Source organism: Nocardia sp. NPDC051750 (assembly GCF_044453135.1).
Lineage (GTDB): Bacteria > Actinomycetota > Actinomycetes > Mycobacteriales > Mycobacteriaceae > Nocardia.
Genome location: NZ_JBITCK010000001.1, coordinates 48,199 through 60,656, shown reverse-complemented (window position 1 = coordinate 60,656; position 12,458 = coordinate 48,199). Strand labels below are relative to the sequence as shown.

14 protein-coding genes are annotated in these 12,458 nt (G+C 68.6%); 9 read left to right on the top strand and 5 right to left on the bottom strand.

Annotation, left to right across the window (positions count from 1 at the left end; all coding sequences use genetic code 11):
- Positions 1-163 precede the first annotated feature (163 nt).
- Positions 164-739 carry a Uma2 family endonuclease gene (locus ACIA75_RS00300; protein WP_397098272.1) on the top strand — a complete coding sequence of 192 codons (576 nt, stop codon included), beginning with the start codon at positions 164-166 and terminating at the stop codon, positions 737-739.
- A gap of 40 nt (positions 740-779) precedes the next feature.
- On the opposite strand, the gene ACIA75_RS00295 is transcribed toward ACIA75_RS00300, so the two are convergent.
- The gene (locus tag ACIA75_RS00295) at positions 780-1,871 is read right to left on the bottom strand and encodes an endonuclease/exonuclease/phosphatase family protein (protein WP_397098270.1); all 1,092 of its coding nucleotides are present in this window, start codon (positions 1,869-1,871) and stop codon (positions 780-782) included.
- On the opposite strand from ACIA75_RS00295, the gene ACIA75_RS00290 reads away from it, so the two are divergent.
- On the top strand, positions 1,865-2,401 hold the full coding sequence (locus tag ACIA75_RS00290; protein ID WP_397098268.1) for a potassium channel family protein: 537 nt from the start codon (positions 1,865-1,867) through the stop codon (positions 2,399-2,401). The genes ACIA75_RS00295 and ACIA75_RS00290 overlap by 7 nt on opposite strands.
- A gap of 9 nt (positions 2,402-2,410) precedes the next feature.
- Entirely contained in the window at positions 2,411-3,277 is an 867-nt protein-coding gene (locus tag ACIA75_RS00285; RefSeq protein WP_397098266.1) for an Fpg/Nei family DNA glycosylase, read from the top strand.
- A gap of 8 nt (positions 3,278-3,285) precedes the next feature.
- On the opposite strand, the gene ACIA75_RS00280 is transcribed toward ACIA75_RS00285, so the two are convergent.
- The 4 genes from ACIA75_RS00280 to cobF form a co-directional block, all read right to left on the bottom strand.
- Positions 3,286-5,028 (bottom strand): carboxylesterase/lipase family protein, encoded by a 1,743-nt coding sequence (locus ACIA75_RS00280; RefSeq protein ID WP_397098264.1) that lies wholly within the window; start codon positions 5,026-5,028, stop codon positions 3,286-3,288.
- Between the two features lie 71 nt (positions 5,029-5,099).
- Entirely contained in the window at positions 5,100-6,575 is a 1,476-nt protein-coding gene (locus ACIA75_RS00275) for a dihydrolipoyl dehydrogenase family protein (RefSeq protein ID WP_397098262.1), read from the bottom strand.
- Between the two features lie 7 nt (positions 6,576-6,582).
- Positions 6,583-6,828, bottom strand: a complete 246-nt coding sequence (locus tag ACIA75_RS00270; RefSeq protein ID WP_397098260.1) for a DUF2630 family protein — start codon at positions 6,826-6,828, stop codon at positions 6,583-6,585.
- 124 nt (positions 6,829-6,952) lie between these two features.
- A complete protein-coding gene (cobF, locus tag ACIA75_RS00265) occupies positions 6,953-7,693 on the bottom strand; it encodes a precorrin-6A synthase (deacetylating) (RefSeq protein WP_397098258.1) in 741 nt (246 codons plus the stop codon).
- 310 nt (positions 7,694-8,003) lie between these two features.
- On the opposite strand from cobF, the gene ACIA75_RS00260 reads away from it, so the two are divergent.
- The 6 genes from ACIA75_RS00260 to ACIA75_RS00235 all read left to right on the top strand — a co-directional run bounded on the left by ACIA75_RS00260 (position 8,004) and on the right by ACIA75_RS00235 (position 12,407).
- Positions 8,004-8,891: a thymidylate synthase gene (locus ACIA75_RS00260; protein WP_397098256.1), complete on the top strand. Its 888-nt coding sequence runs from the start codon at positions 8,004-8,006 to the stop codon at positions 8,889-8,891.
- 32 nt (positions 8,892-8,923) lie between these two features.
- Positions 8,924-9,394 (top strand): dihydrofolate reductase, encoded by a 471-nt coding sequence (locus ACIA75_RS00255; RefSeq protein WP_397100806.1) that lies wholly within the window; start codon positions 8,924-8,926, stop codon positions 9,392-9,394.
- Between the two features lie 186 nt (positions 9,395-9,580).
- Complete coding sequence (locus tag ACIA75_RS00250) at positions 9,581-9,907, top strand: cupin domain-containing protein (protein ID WP_397098254.1); 327 nt, start codon at positions 9,581-9,583, stop codon at positions 9,905-9,907.
- A gap of 50 nt (positions 9,908-9,957) precedes the next feature.
- Positions 9,958-11,010: a Dyp-type peroxidase gene (locus ACIA75_RS00245; RefSeq protein WP_397098252.1), complete on the top strand. Its 1,053-nt coding sequence runs from the start codon at positions 9,958-9,960 to the stop codon at positions 11,008-11,010.
- Positions 11,007-11,804, top strand: a complete 798-nt coding sequence (locus ACIA75_RS00240; RefSeq protein WP_397098250.1) for a family 1 encapsulin nanocompartment shell protein — start codon at positions 11,007-11,009, stop codon at positions 11,802-11,804. Before ACIA75_RS00245 ends, ACIA75_RS00240 begins: the two co-directional genes overlap by 4 nt.
- 72 nt (positions 11,805-11,876) lie before the next feature.
- Positions 11,877-12,407 carry a hypothetical protein gene (locus ACIA75_RS00235; RefSeq protein ID WP_397098248.1) on the top strand — a complete coding sequence of 177 codons (531 nt, stop codon included), beginning with the start codon at positions 11,877-11,879 and terminating at the stop codon, positions 12,405-12,407.
- The last annotated feature ends 51 nt before the right edge of the window (positions 12,408-12,458 follow it).

The window sequence follows — 12,458 nt, the reverse complement described above, 5'->3', positions numbered from 1 at the left end:
ACACTGGGCACGGGCCGAGCGGTGGGCTCGGCCCGACGTTCCCGGGTCGGGGTTCCGGGTAAGCCCGGCTGTCTTTCCCGTCGGATGGTCGCGAATCCACAGGATAGAATCCATAGAGCATCCGCGGACATACGCGGTCCCGTATCAGGCTGGAGGTGGTCCGATGGCAATGCCCGCCCCTGGACTTGACGGGTGGACTGCGGCCGATCTCGACAACATGCCGGAAGACGGCTTGCGATACGAGGTATTGAATGGTCAGCTCGTCGTGAACGCTGCTCCCAAGCCCCGCCACCAATGGCTCATCCAGCACCTACTTCTGGCTCTGCGCGATGCGGTTCCCGCGGGCTGGGTTGTTCTCGAAGGGGTCGGTGTACTGATCGGTGACGACGAGCCGATCCCCGACTTGATCGTGGCCGAGGGGCCGATCTCGTGGGACGAGCGGGGGATACCGGTGGAACAGGTGCGCCTGGCTGTCGAAGTGGTCTCCAAGTCCACGACGCTGGCGGACCGGATGACCAAACCCGTGGTCTACGCCGCCGCCGGAATCCCGCACTACTGGCGGTTCGAGATCAACTCGTTCAAAGGCCGGCTACCGGGCGAGGAGCTGCCGGTCCTGTTCGCCCACACACTGGGCTCCGAGCAGGTCTACGAACAGACCCACCGGGTGGCCGCCGGTGATTCGGCGACCCTGCACGGCCCTTTCGAGATCACCGTCGACCCGGCGGCCCTGCTTCCCTGACCGTCGATCTCGAACAGCTGATGCCTGCGGCCCGAGTAGTTCATCGGTACTCATCGCCCGCGTGGTTCAGGCGAATACGAGCTGTCAGGGCGCGGTGGTCCGCACCGGGCAGGTCGACCGTCTCCACCGCGACCGCGCGACCCCCGGCAACGAGTATGTGATCGATACCCACCACGGCCGGCCACCACTTATCGGTGGGATAGGTGACCAGGTGGCCGGCACCGGCCTGGACCGCCGCGTCGTCGAAGCGACCGGACAGCATGGCCCGGAACTGCGAATGATCGTAGGTCGCGTTGAAATCGCCACCGGCGATCGCCGGGCGGTTCGCCGCCGACCGCTCCAGAATCGCGCGCAGCCGGGCCAATTCGTCGGCCCACACGTGCGTGCCGTATACCGGGGGAACCGGATGGAAGGCGAATATCGTGACCGGTCCCGCGCCCGGGACGGTTGCCGTGGCCGACAGCTGGTTCAGCACGTATCCGTCGTACTCGACGGTGTCCGACAGCGGGTAGCGGCTCCAGATCCCGGTACCGGCCGCGGTCCTGCCTGGGGAGAGATACCGGTGGGGCAGCAACTGGTCGAGTCCCGCCCGGCCGAGATCGCCGATGGCCGCCCGGGTGAGTTCGTTGACGGTGAGCACCTCGATCTCGCGGCCGCGCACCTGGTCGACCAGCGCCCGCGGATCCACCCCGTCGAACAGCAGATTGGCCTGCATGACTCGGATCGTGGGGCCGTTCTCGTCGCCCGAGTGACCGATGTACAGCGGCGCTTGGGTCCATACCGCCGCGGCTGTGACAATGACCGCGACGCCCACACTGCTCCAGCGCTGGAGGGCCAGAAAGGCCGCCAGTCCGACGAGCGCGCCGCTCATCAGGTACGGCGCAACCGATGCCGCCAGGACCGGGATGCGCGACCCCGACCAGCTGAAATGCAACGCGACCCCGGCCACTCCCGTCAGCGTGGCGATCCACGGGAGCAGGTCCACGCCGATCCGGACGAACTTCGATATCACCCGCGCAGCCAACCACAGCCGGTCGATCCGGCGGCGCCGGACGATCCGGTGAATCGCTGCGGTCTCCGGCGCGCCCGCCCGGCGGATCCGGAATTCCGGCCGATCATGACGGGATGGCATCTCGACGGATCAGTGGCCGGGCGCATCTGTGGCGCAACGCGGGCACTGTGGTGTTCGCTCTGCTGTTCTACTACTTTGTTCCGCTCGGGTTCGATTTTCCCGGTTACTGGCCGCTGCGCGTGGTGACGGTGGTGGCGTTCACCGCCGGCGTGGCCGGGTTGGCATGGCTCGCGTACCGCCGGCTCGGTCAATTCCTGATCGCGAGCCGGGACACCGGGCACCGGGTCGACGGTCTGCTCTTCCTGGTCTCCCTGGTGGTGGTGTTCTTCGCCCTCTTCTACTACGTACTCGAGCTGCGCGACCCCGGGCAGTTCACCGAGATGCGGACCCGCAGCGACGCCCTGTACTACACCGTCGCGACCCTGGGCACCGTCGGATTCGGCGATATCCACGCCGCCGGGCAGGCGGCCCGGATCGCCACCACCGTGCAGATGGCATTCGATCTGGTGTTCATCGGAACCCTGGTCACGGTGATGAGTACCGGTATCACGCGGCGTTTGGACGCCGCGGATGTCACCGGCCCCCGGTAGCCTGATCCCGTGCCCGAACTACCGGAAGTGGAGGCGCTGGCGCAGTTCCTGCGGGAGCATGCGGTCGGTGCGGTGGTGGGGCGTATCGATGTGGCGGCATTGAGCGCGATAAAAACCTTCGACCCACCGGTGACGGCGCTGTCCGGCCGGGATGTCACGGGCGCCGGGCGGTGGGGAAAATTCCTCGGGATGGACTGCGGCGGGCTGTGGCTGATCACCCATCTGTCCCGGGCGGGATGGTTGCGCTGGGCCGACAATCCGAGTGTGAGCCCGCCGAAACCCGGTCGTGGGCCCTTGGCATTGCGGGTGCATTTCTTCACTCCCGAGGGGGCCACCCCGGCCTTCGACCTCACCGAGGCCGGTACCAAGAAACGGCTGGCGGTCTATATCGTGCACGACCCGGCGGAAGTGCCGGGGATCGCCCGGCTGGGGCCGGATGCGCTCGCGGTGACCGAGGCGGAGTTCGCCACGCTCCTGGCCGCGGCTTCGGGCCGGATCAAGAACGTGCTGGTCGATCAGACGGTGCTCGCCGGTATCGGCAACGCCTACTCCGACGAGATCCTGCACACCGCCCGGATCTCCCCGTTCGCGACCGCGAAGACCCTGCCGGCGGCGAAGGTGTCAGCGCTCTACGAAGCCCTGCGCACCGTCCTGCTGGACGCTGTCACCCGGTCGATGGGCCAGGACGCGGCGCGGCTCAAGGGCGAGAAACGTTCCGGTATGCGGGTGCACGGCCGGACCGGGCTGCCCTGCCCGGTGTGTGGGGACACGGTCCGGGAGGTCGCGTTCACGGACCGGTCGTTCCAGTACTGCCCGACCTGCCAGACCGGCGGTAAGGTCCTCGCCGACCGCCGGATGTCGCGGCTGCTGAAATAGGCTGCCGGTCAGCCGGCGGTTTCCGGTCCGGCGTTGCCGGGCTCGGCTTTCCGCTCGGCGTCGGCGGCGGATTCCTCGGCGCTGCCGGCGAGTTTCTGCAGCACCGTGGCCGTAATTTCGGTGCCGCGCCCCTCGGCATTCTCGGGACTGATCTTCCCCAGCAGTGAGCCGTCCTCTTCGGACTCACCCTCGTGCGACTCGGCGGGCGGTATGGCAGTCGCGCCGCGGGCGGCGCCGGCCGGCACCAGTTGAGGTGCGCGCACACCCGCCCACAGCTTGCGCTGTGCACTGTCGGGATCGGTGTCCACCCGGCCGGGATCGTCGATGATGAGCGTGGCGCGGTCCGCTTCGGAGTATCGCGGCCACACGGGCAACGGTTCGCCGGTGCGGGCGAAATTCAGCCAGTTGTCCTGGAACTGGCGGGTCACCGCGAGCAGACCGCGGCGGCTACCGCCGACCGTCAGGGCCCGGCTCCACGGTTCGTACACGGCACCGAAGGTGGGGATCAGATCGGTGGCGTGTGTCGCACCCAGCTTGTACAGCTGCAACAGCCGGGGCGCGAAATCGTAGCGGTAGGCGTAGGTGGGGGCGTGGCGGCTGTGCCCCTCCATCACCTCGAGCGAAGGCCGCCAGAAGAAGTAGTCGCCACCCGCGCGAATGGCCGCCGCTTCGCCCGGAAAGCCGGGGTAGGTGTAGAACACTCGCGGATAGCGGTCCGGTCCGGCCACCGAGAGCGCGCGTTTGAGGCGTTCGGGGCGGGTGGGCAGCGTATCGGTGAACCGGTTGAACAGGGCGCCCTCGTTACGGCAGGTGCCGATGATGAGCGGAACCGGGTGCGAGTGGCCCTCGGCGAACGCGTCGATCGGGGTGCGCGGCAGCAGATCTCCGTCGGCCACCGGCGCGGCCGGGAAGAAACCCGGATACTCCGCCATGGTCGCGTTCGACGCCCGGTTGAAGGCGCGCCGGATATCATGCGGATCCACTTCGCGCAGTGCACGGTTCGCGTTCTGCGGGGCGATACCGAGTTGGTCGAGAACGCGGCGGGCGAAGGTGCCGGCTTCGGCCACCGTCAGACCCCAGTCCGCGGGCGGGCTCTGCGCGATACCCCGATGGAAGAGCCCGGCGGCCGACGGCGTGGCCAGCAGCGTCAGGACCGCGTGCGCGCCCGCCGATTCGCCGAAAATCGTGACATTGTCCGGGTCACCGCCGAATTCGGCGATATTGCGCTGAACCCAGCGCAGTGCGGCGATCTGGTCGCGCAGGCCCAGGTTCGATTCGTAGGGGCTGTCCGGGGTGGAGAATTCGGAGAAATCGGCATACCCGAACGCGCCGAGCCGGTAGTTGATCGACACCACGATCACATCGCCGTCGGCCGCCAGCTGCACGCCGGAGTAGAGGCGCAGCGCAGAAGTGCCGAACAGATAGCCACCGCCGTGGATGAACACCATCACCGGACGTGGCCGCACGGTCGGAGTAACGGGAGCCACGACATTGAGTGTCAGCGAATCCTCGCTCATCTCCTGCAGCTTGCGCGGTCCGAGCCGCACGCCGAAGCGGGGCTGGATCCCCGCCGCGCGGAAATAGGTGGCGTCGCGGACATCGGTCCACGGCTGCACCGGTTGCGGGGCCCGGAACCGCAGGTCACCGACGGGTGGCGCGGCGTAGGGGAGCGACCGCCAATACATCACGCGGCGCCCGCGGCCACCCTGGACGATCCCGTCAGTGGTCGTGATCTGTTCCGTTACGCTCACTCTGTCTCCATTGGGCATGAGCGAGGGCCCTGCGTGGTCACGCTTCGCTACCGCCTCCGGGCCTGACTCGCTCATGCCGTCGATGGTAACGACGACCGATCGGTCTCCAACAGACGTAGCCAGAATTCGCTCACGGCCGGAAACGCGGGCACCGCGTGCCAGAGAGCGTCCAGTGGGACCCGTCCGGCGACGGCGATCGTCGCGGCGTGCAACTGTTCCCCGATATCGGGACCCACGAACGTGGCGCCGAGCACGGTATCGGTGGAGTTGTCGATCACCAGCGCCGCATGACCGCGGAAATCGTCCCGGGTCAGCGCCGATCCGGCGACCTCGATATCCAGCCCGACGGTGCGGATATCGTGTCCCGCTGCGCGGGCCGCCTCGGCGGTGAGCCCGACCGCGGCGACTTCCGGGTCGGTGAAAACGACCTGGGGAACGGCGTAATGGTCCGCGGCGGCCCGATGCCGCGGGGCTGTCAGTGATCGGCCCTCGGCCCGGGCCGCGATCACATCGCCGCATACTCGCGCCTGGTATTTGCCCATATGAGTCAGTGCGGCACGGTGGTTGATATCGCCGACGGCATAGAGCCATTCGCCGTCGACCCCCGTCACTGTCAGTTGATCGTCCACCTCGAGGTACCCCGCATCCAGCCCGACGGTTTCGAGCCCGAGGTTGTCGGTGTTCGGGGTGCGCCCGGCCGCCACCACGATCTCGTCGGCGAGCAGGGTCGATTCGCCGGAGGGTCCCGCGGCGTGCACCGTGACCGGGCCGCCGTGGATCCTGCCTTCGCCGTGGTCCGCGGCGGCCGGGCGCTGGACCCGGCGGGGGCTGGTCCCGAAGCGGATCGTGACGCCGCGTGCCGCCAGTGCGGCGGCCACCATTTCCCCGGCGAAGGCTTCGACCCCGGCGAGCAACCGATCCCCGCGAACCAGGACGGTGACCTCGGCGCCGAGCGTCGACAACCAGGTCGCCGCCTCGCAGGCGACCACGCCGCCACCGATCACGAGGACCCGTTTCGGAATTTCGTGCAGGTTCGTCACATCGCGTGAGGTCCAGGGCAGTGCGTCGCGCAGGCCCGGGATATCCGGGACGGCCGCCCGGCTACCGGTCGCCAGGACCACCGCCCGGCGGGCCCGCAGTTCGTGGTCACCGATCCGTATCGTGCGTTCACCGGCCAGCCGGCCGGCGCCCCGGATCACCTCGATACCCTGCTGCGCCGCCCACTCGACCTGGCTCGAATCGTCGTGGTCACCGTCGTGGGCGTGGACGAACTCGTCGCGGCGGCGCAGGACCGCGGCCACATCGGGCCCGCGGCCCTCGACACCGGGCAGCCCCCGCGTGGCGCCGAGTACATGGCCCGGCCGCAGCAGGGCCTTGCTGGGGATACACGCCCAGTACGAGCATTCGCCGCCGACCCGTTCGCGTTCCACGATGGCCGCGGTGCGGTCGCTGCCCGCTACCGCGTAGGCGGCGGCATTTTCGCCGGCCGGGCCGCCGCCCAGCACGATGACATCGTATTCGCTTGTGCCGGTTCCATTTTCGGTCATCGGGTGCCTACTGTAGGTAGCCCTCGACCTGTCCCGGTGGTCTCGGCTGCGCGGTGTCCGGTGATTGATCGCTGTCGATCCGGGCGCGCCGCTGCCGCAGCAGGTCCCAGCACTGGTCCAGCATGACCTCCAGTTCGGCCAGCCGGCGCCGTTCCGCGTCGGGATCGAGCTCCCCGCGTGACGCCCGCGACCGCAGGTCGTGCTCGTGGTCGACCAGTTCCTTGATCCGCCCGAGTATGTCCTGTTCGGTCATGCCGACCATGCTACGGGCTGTCACCCGTCGGCCCGGTGATTCGCCGCTGTGGCCCGCCCACCGCATGATCCGGCGCCCGTGCCCCGACTACCTGGTGGTTCGGCGCCGTGGCGCGATCACCCCGTTATTCGGCGGGACGCAGCAGGTAGATATCCATGATCCAGCCCTTGCGGGCGCGTAACGCGTCGCGCCGGCGGACGATTTCCCCGGCGACCTCCCCGACCGGGCCGCGGATCAGGGTTTCGTCGGGCATCCCCAAGTAGGCGCCCCACCAGATGTAGGTGTCGGCGGGAGTGGTGGTGAAGGCGCAATCGGCGTCCAGCATCACCACCGTCGACCCGCCACCCAGCCCTTCCTCCCGCAGCCGCCGGCCGGTGGTGATGTGCACGGGTTCGCCGATCCGGTGCAGGACGGTGCGGTGCCGGGCCGCGAGCGCGTGCACGCTGGTCACCCCCGGGATGACGGTGTAGTCGAATTCCAGCGTGCCACGGGTCAGCACCCGTTCCACCATGCGCAGGGTGCTGTCGTACAGGGCCGGGTCTCCCCAGACGAGGATCGCGCCCACGCCCTCGGTACCGGCGAACGCCTCCTCCAGGAGCAGTGAACGGCGTTCGTGCCAGTCGCGCACGGTCGCCCGGTAGTCGTCCGGGGTGCGGTCGCGCGGCGGGTCGGGTATCTCGACGATCCGGTAGGGGCGGCCGGCGTGCTCGTCGAGGATTGCGGTGCGCACGTCCACCAGCTGCTGTTTCTCCGCGCCTTTACCCATGACGAAGAAGACGTCGACGTCCCGGAGCGCCTTGACGGCCTGCACCGTGACCTGGTCGGGGTCCCCGGCGCCGATACCGATCACGTACAGGTTCCGCATGGGGCCAGCTTGGCAGGGGGACGAGCGGCGGTCGCGCGGTGGGTCGGCACGTTGGAGACGCCACGTCGTACCGCCGTGGGCTGACTGCGGGACTGCGGTGGCTGGCCGGAGGCCGGGCAGCGTCGTGCACGCAAGGTCCGGCCGGTCGGCCCGACGTGCTCCCAGCGCCTCCGCCCACTCAGCGTTGCCGCTCGGCGCTACTGCCGAGATGGCCCGTCACCCCCGTGGCGAACGGGTCGAGTACGGCGCGCCGCATCGGTGCTCACCCGGTCGCTGCACCGGCCCGTTGTGCGGAAAGTAAGCTCGGCTCGTGGCGAGCGCAGCGAACAATCCCATGGTGAGCGCAGCGAAGAGTCCCGGTGTGGGCGCAGGGGCCGGTCATATCCCGGACTCGCAGCGCGCTCCGGACACCCAGTACGAAGATCTACTCCGGCGGGTGCTGGAATCGGGGTCCACCAAGGGGGACCGGACCGGCACCGGAACGCGCAGTGTGTTCGGTCATCAGCTGCGCTACGACCTCGCGGCCGGATTCCCCCTGATCACCACCAAGAAAGTGCACCTCAAATCGATCGTGTACGAACTTCTGTGGTTCCTGCGAGGGGATTCCAATGTGAAGTGGCTACAGGACCACGGGGTCAGCATCTGGGACGAATGGGCCGACGCCGACGGCGAGCTGGGACCGGTATACGGAGTGCAGTGGCGCTCCTGGCCGACCCCCGGCGGCCACCATATCGATCAGATCGAGCAGGTCCTGCACACCCTGCGGACCGACCCGGATTCCCGGCGCATGCTCGTCTCGGCCTGGAATGTGGCCGAACTGGACCGGATGGCGCTGGCCCCCTGCCACGCCCTGTTCCAGTTCTATGTCGCCGACGGCCGGCTCTCCTGCCAGCTGTACCAGCGCAGCGCCGACCTGTTCCTCGGCGTGCCGTTCAATATCGCGAGCTACGCCCTGCTCACCGTGATGGTGGCGCAGCAGAGCGGACTCGAACCCGGCGAATTCATCTGGACCGGCGGCGATTGCCATATCTACGACAACCACCGGGACCAGGTCACCGAACAACTGACCCGCGCCCCGTACACCTTCCCGGTGCTCGAACTCGCCCCGGCAGCGTCCTTGTTCGATTACCGGTACGAGGATGTGCGCGTGCTGGACTACCGGCACCATCCGGCGATCAAGGCTCCGGTGGCAGTGTGACCGCCGCGTCCGGTACCGGCCGGGTGATCGGCATGATCTGGGCGCAGACCCCCGACGGGGTCATCGGTGTGGACAACACCATCCCCTGGCGGGTCCCCGAGGACATGGCCCGCTTCCGGGAGACGACCACGGGCCACGCCGTGGTGATGGGCCGCCGGACCTGGGAGTCGCTGCCGGAACGGTTCCGCCCGCTGCCGGGACGTCGCAATATCGTCGTCACCCGGCAAGCGGACTGGTCGGCGGAGGGCGCCGAAACCGCCGGATCGGTCGTGGCCGCGCTCGATCTGGCCGCGCCCGCCGTCACCTGGGTGATGGGCGGTGGCGAGATCTACCGGCACGCCCTGCCCTATGCGACCGAACTGCTGGTCACCGAGGTCGACACCGAGGTCCACGGGGATGCCTTCGCCCCCGAGTTCGGCCCCGAATGGCAGTCTGCCGACTCGCCGGAGTGGCTCGAGTCCGCGAGCGGGCTGCGCTACCGCACCCGGCGTTTCATCCGGTAGGGGCCCGGCCTCGGAGACCGCAACAGGGGCGGGCCGCCTGACGGTGACAGGGGCGCGCCGCTGAGCGGCAATAGGGGCACAGCCTCGGAGAAACGCCCGAATGTCGCGGCCGGGTCGGGCATACTCGGCGATACGACCCGTGATCATCAGCCCGGTCGCGGGGACGCGGAGGCGAAAGGGCGGTTCATGGACAAGAAATCGCTGACAGCGGTGGCCCGGCAGCAACTCAAGATGGCCGCGACCGTGACCAGTGGCCGCAGTTCCCAGACGATCTACGGTGGCCACGCCAATTCACTTCGGCAGACCGTGGTGGGATTGTGCGCGGGCCAGAGCCTGTCCGAACACGACAACCAGGGCGAGGCGACACTGCTGGTGCTCAACGGCAGCCTCACCCTGCACAGCGGTGAGAACGAATGGAAGGGTTCGACCGGCGATCTGCTGGTGGTGCCCAAGGCGCGGCACAGTGTGCAGGCGATCGACGATGTGGCGTTTCTGCTGACCGTGGCCAAGTAGCCGCCGGGCTTGCCCGGGGCCGGGGTGGTTCGCCGGTAGGCTGATCGCCTATGGGGCAGCCGCAGCCGATTCTCGAACCGCTCACTCCGGCGGCGCATTTCCTCGTCGCCACCCTCGAACCCGGCGGCGAGGCGGCGGCGCGGGACCTGCTGGCCGAACTCCCGGGCCTGCGCCGGTCCATCGGGTTCCGGCTGCCGGGCGCGGGGCTGGGCTGTATCACCGGTATCGGTTCCGCCGCGTGGGATCGGTTGTTCGGCGGCCCGCGCCCGGCCGAACTGCACGATTTCCCCGGATACGACGGCCCGCTGCACCATGCCCCGGCGACACCGGGCGATCTGTTCTTCCACATCCGGGCCCAGGCACACGACGCCTGCTTCGAACTGGCCATGGCGATCGGCGACAGGTTGGCCGGGATCGGCGCGATCGTCGACGAAACGGTGGGATTCCGCTATTTCGAGCAGCGCGATCTGCTCGGCTTCGTCGACGGCACCGAGAACCCGGAAGGCGCGCTCCCGGATTCACCCGCGGGTACGGCCGCGCTGATCGGTGCCGCCGATCCGGAGTTCACCGGCGGCAGCTATGTGATCGTGCAGAAATACCTGCACGATCTGCCGGCCTGGCGGGCACTGCCGGTGCAGGAGCAGGAGCGGGTCATCGGCCGGACCAAACTCGAGGATTTCGAATTCGCCGACGCGGACAAGCCCGCCGATTCGCATATCGCGGTGAACCAGGTGATCGAGCCCGACGGCACCGAGCGCGAGATCCTGCGCGCGAATATGCCCTTCGGCAGTGTCCGCGACGGCGAATTCGGCACGTATTTCGTCGGCTATTCGGCGACCCCCCGGACCACCGAGATCATGCTGGAACGGATGTTCCTCGGCACCGACGAGGCCACCCACGACCGGATCCTCGATTTCTCCACCGCCGTCACCGGCAGCTTGTTCTTCGTTCCGCCGCAGGATTTCTTCGATGATCTGCCCGCGCCCCCGGACGAGACAACAGCGGCCGAGCCGGTGGGGCGGACCGCGGCGGAGCCGGACGCGCCGCGGGTTTCGGACGGTTCCCTCGGCATCGGCACGTTGAAAAGGAGTAGCACCGTATGAACAACCTCCACCGCGAGCTCGCGCCGATCACGGACGCGGCCTGGGCCGTTATCGAAGAGGAGTCCGCGCGGACCTTCAAACGGCACAGCGCCGGCCGCCGGGTGGTCGATCTGTCCGGTCCGCACGGTACCGACTATTCGGCCCGCGGCCTCGGCCACACCACCCCGATCGCCGCCCCGCACGACGGCGTCGTGGCCCGGCAGCGGGTGGTCGCGCCGCTGGTCGAGTTGCGGGTGCCGCTCACGCTGTCGCGGGAGGAACTCGACAATGTCGAGCGCGGCGCGCAGGACACCGACCTGGACCCGGTCAAAGACGCCGCCCGCCGGGTCGCCTTTGCGGAGGATCGGGCCGTTTTCGAGGGTTACGGCGCCGCCGGGATCACCGGGATCCGGGAGGCGTCGTCGAACCGGGTGATCGCGCTGCCCGAGGATGTCTTCGGGGTGCCCGAGGTGATCGCCCTGGCCGTGAGCCAGCTGCGGCTGGCCGGTGTCGACGGGCCGTATTCGGTGCTGCTGAGCGCCGACCTGTACACCAAGGTCAGCGAGACCTCCAACCACGGGCACCCGCTGCGCACCCACCTGGAGCGCCTGGTTCCCGACGGGGAGATCATCTGGGCACCGGCGATCGACGGAGCGTTCGTGCTCACTACGCGCGGGGGAGACTTCGACCTCACCCTCGGACAGGATCTGTCTATCGGTTACCTGGGCCACGATGCCGAAACCGTTCAGCTGTATTTCCAGCAGAGCATGACTTTCCAGGTCAACTCGGCCGAAGCCGCCGTAGCCCTGCACTGACCGGTGAGCGAGGCGCCGCCATCCGGTACGGTGTGGCCGATAACACCAGTTCCAGGGGTGAGCGGAGTCGGTATGCGAATGGTGCACGCGGGTGTGGTGCCCACCGAGCGAGCGCTGGGCTACGGCCTGGCCGGTCTGGCCGTCGTCGCGGCCGTGACCGTACCGACGGTGCTGCTGTTCGGGCCCGGCCGGGTGTTCACCGGGGTGGTGCTCGGCGCGATCCTCGCTGTGGCGGCCCTGATCGCGTTGTTCAAGCGGGACGCGGTCGTGCTGACCGAACAGGCCATCCACCGGCGTACGCCGTGGTCGATGACCAGTATCGAGTGGGATCGGGTGGTCGCCGGACGCTTCGTCCTGGACGAGCGGTCCCGGTGGTCGCTCGCACTGGATCTGACCGCGGGTGACGAATTGCACAGCGAGTTGGTGCTGCTGTCCATCCCGCCGGTGTCGGGACCGGTGTCCGGTGCCTATGACCTGCGGAAACGGGACCAGATCAACGAAGTCCGGAACATCCTGCGGGACAAGAAAATCCCGGTGACAGTCCTGCCGGACATCGCGGTTGCCCTCGAAGAACACTGGCGGATAGCGCCGCCGACCCGCTGAACCCGGACACGCCCGGGCCACCGGCCCGGACGCCCTACCGTGCGAGCATCC

Excerpts from the sequence above, each read along its gene's own strand:
- ACIA75_RS00245 (WP_397098252.1), top strand. The coding sequence starts at position 9,958 with ATGGGGCAGCCGCAGCCGATTCTCGAACCGCTCACTCCGGCGGCGCAT.
- ACIA75_RS00235 (WP_397098248.1), top strand. The coding sequence starts at position 11,877 with ATGCGAATGGTGCACGCGGGTGTGGTGCCCACCGAGCGAGCGCTGGGC.
- ACIA75_RS00275 (WP_397098262.1), bottom strand. The coding sequence starts at position 6,575 with ATGACCGAAAATGGAACCGGCACAAGCGAATACGATGTCATCGTGCTG.
- ACIA75_RS00295 (WP_397098270.1), bottom strand. The coding sequence starts at position 1,871 with ATGCCATCCCGTCATGATCGGCCGGAATTCCGGATCCGCCGGGCGGGC.
- ACIA75_RS00255 (WP_397100806.1), top strand. The coding sequence starts at position 8,924 with ATGATCTGGGCGCAGACCCCCGACGGGGTCATCGGTGTGGACAACACC.
- cobF (WP_397098258.1), bottom strand. The coding sequence starts at position 7,693 with ATGCGGAACCTGTACGTGATCGGTATCGGCGCCGGGGACCCCGACCAG.
- ACIA75_RS00270 (WP_397098260.1), bottom strand. The coding sequence starts at position 6,828 with ATGACCGAACAGGACATACTCGGGCGGATCAAGGAACTGGTCGACCAC.
- ACIA75_RS00250 (WP_397098254.1), top strand. The coding sequence starts at position 9,581 with ATGGACAAGAAATCGCTGACAGCGGTGGCCCGGCAGCAACTCAAGATG.
- ACIA75_RS00300 (WP_397098272.1), top strand. The coding sequence starts at position 164 with ATGGCAATGCCCGCCCCTGGACTTGACGGGTGGACTGCGGCCGATCTC.
- ACIA75_RS00240 (WP_397098250.1), top strand. The coding sequence starts at position 11,007 with ATGAACAACCTCCACCGCGAGCTCGCGCCGATCACGGACGCGGCCTGG.
- ACIA75_RS00290 (WP_397098268.1), top strand. The coding sequence starts at position 1,865 with ATGGCATCTCGACGGATCAGTGGCCGGGCGCATCTGTGGCGCAACGCG.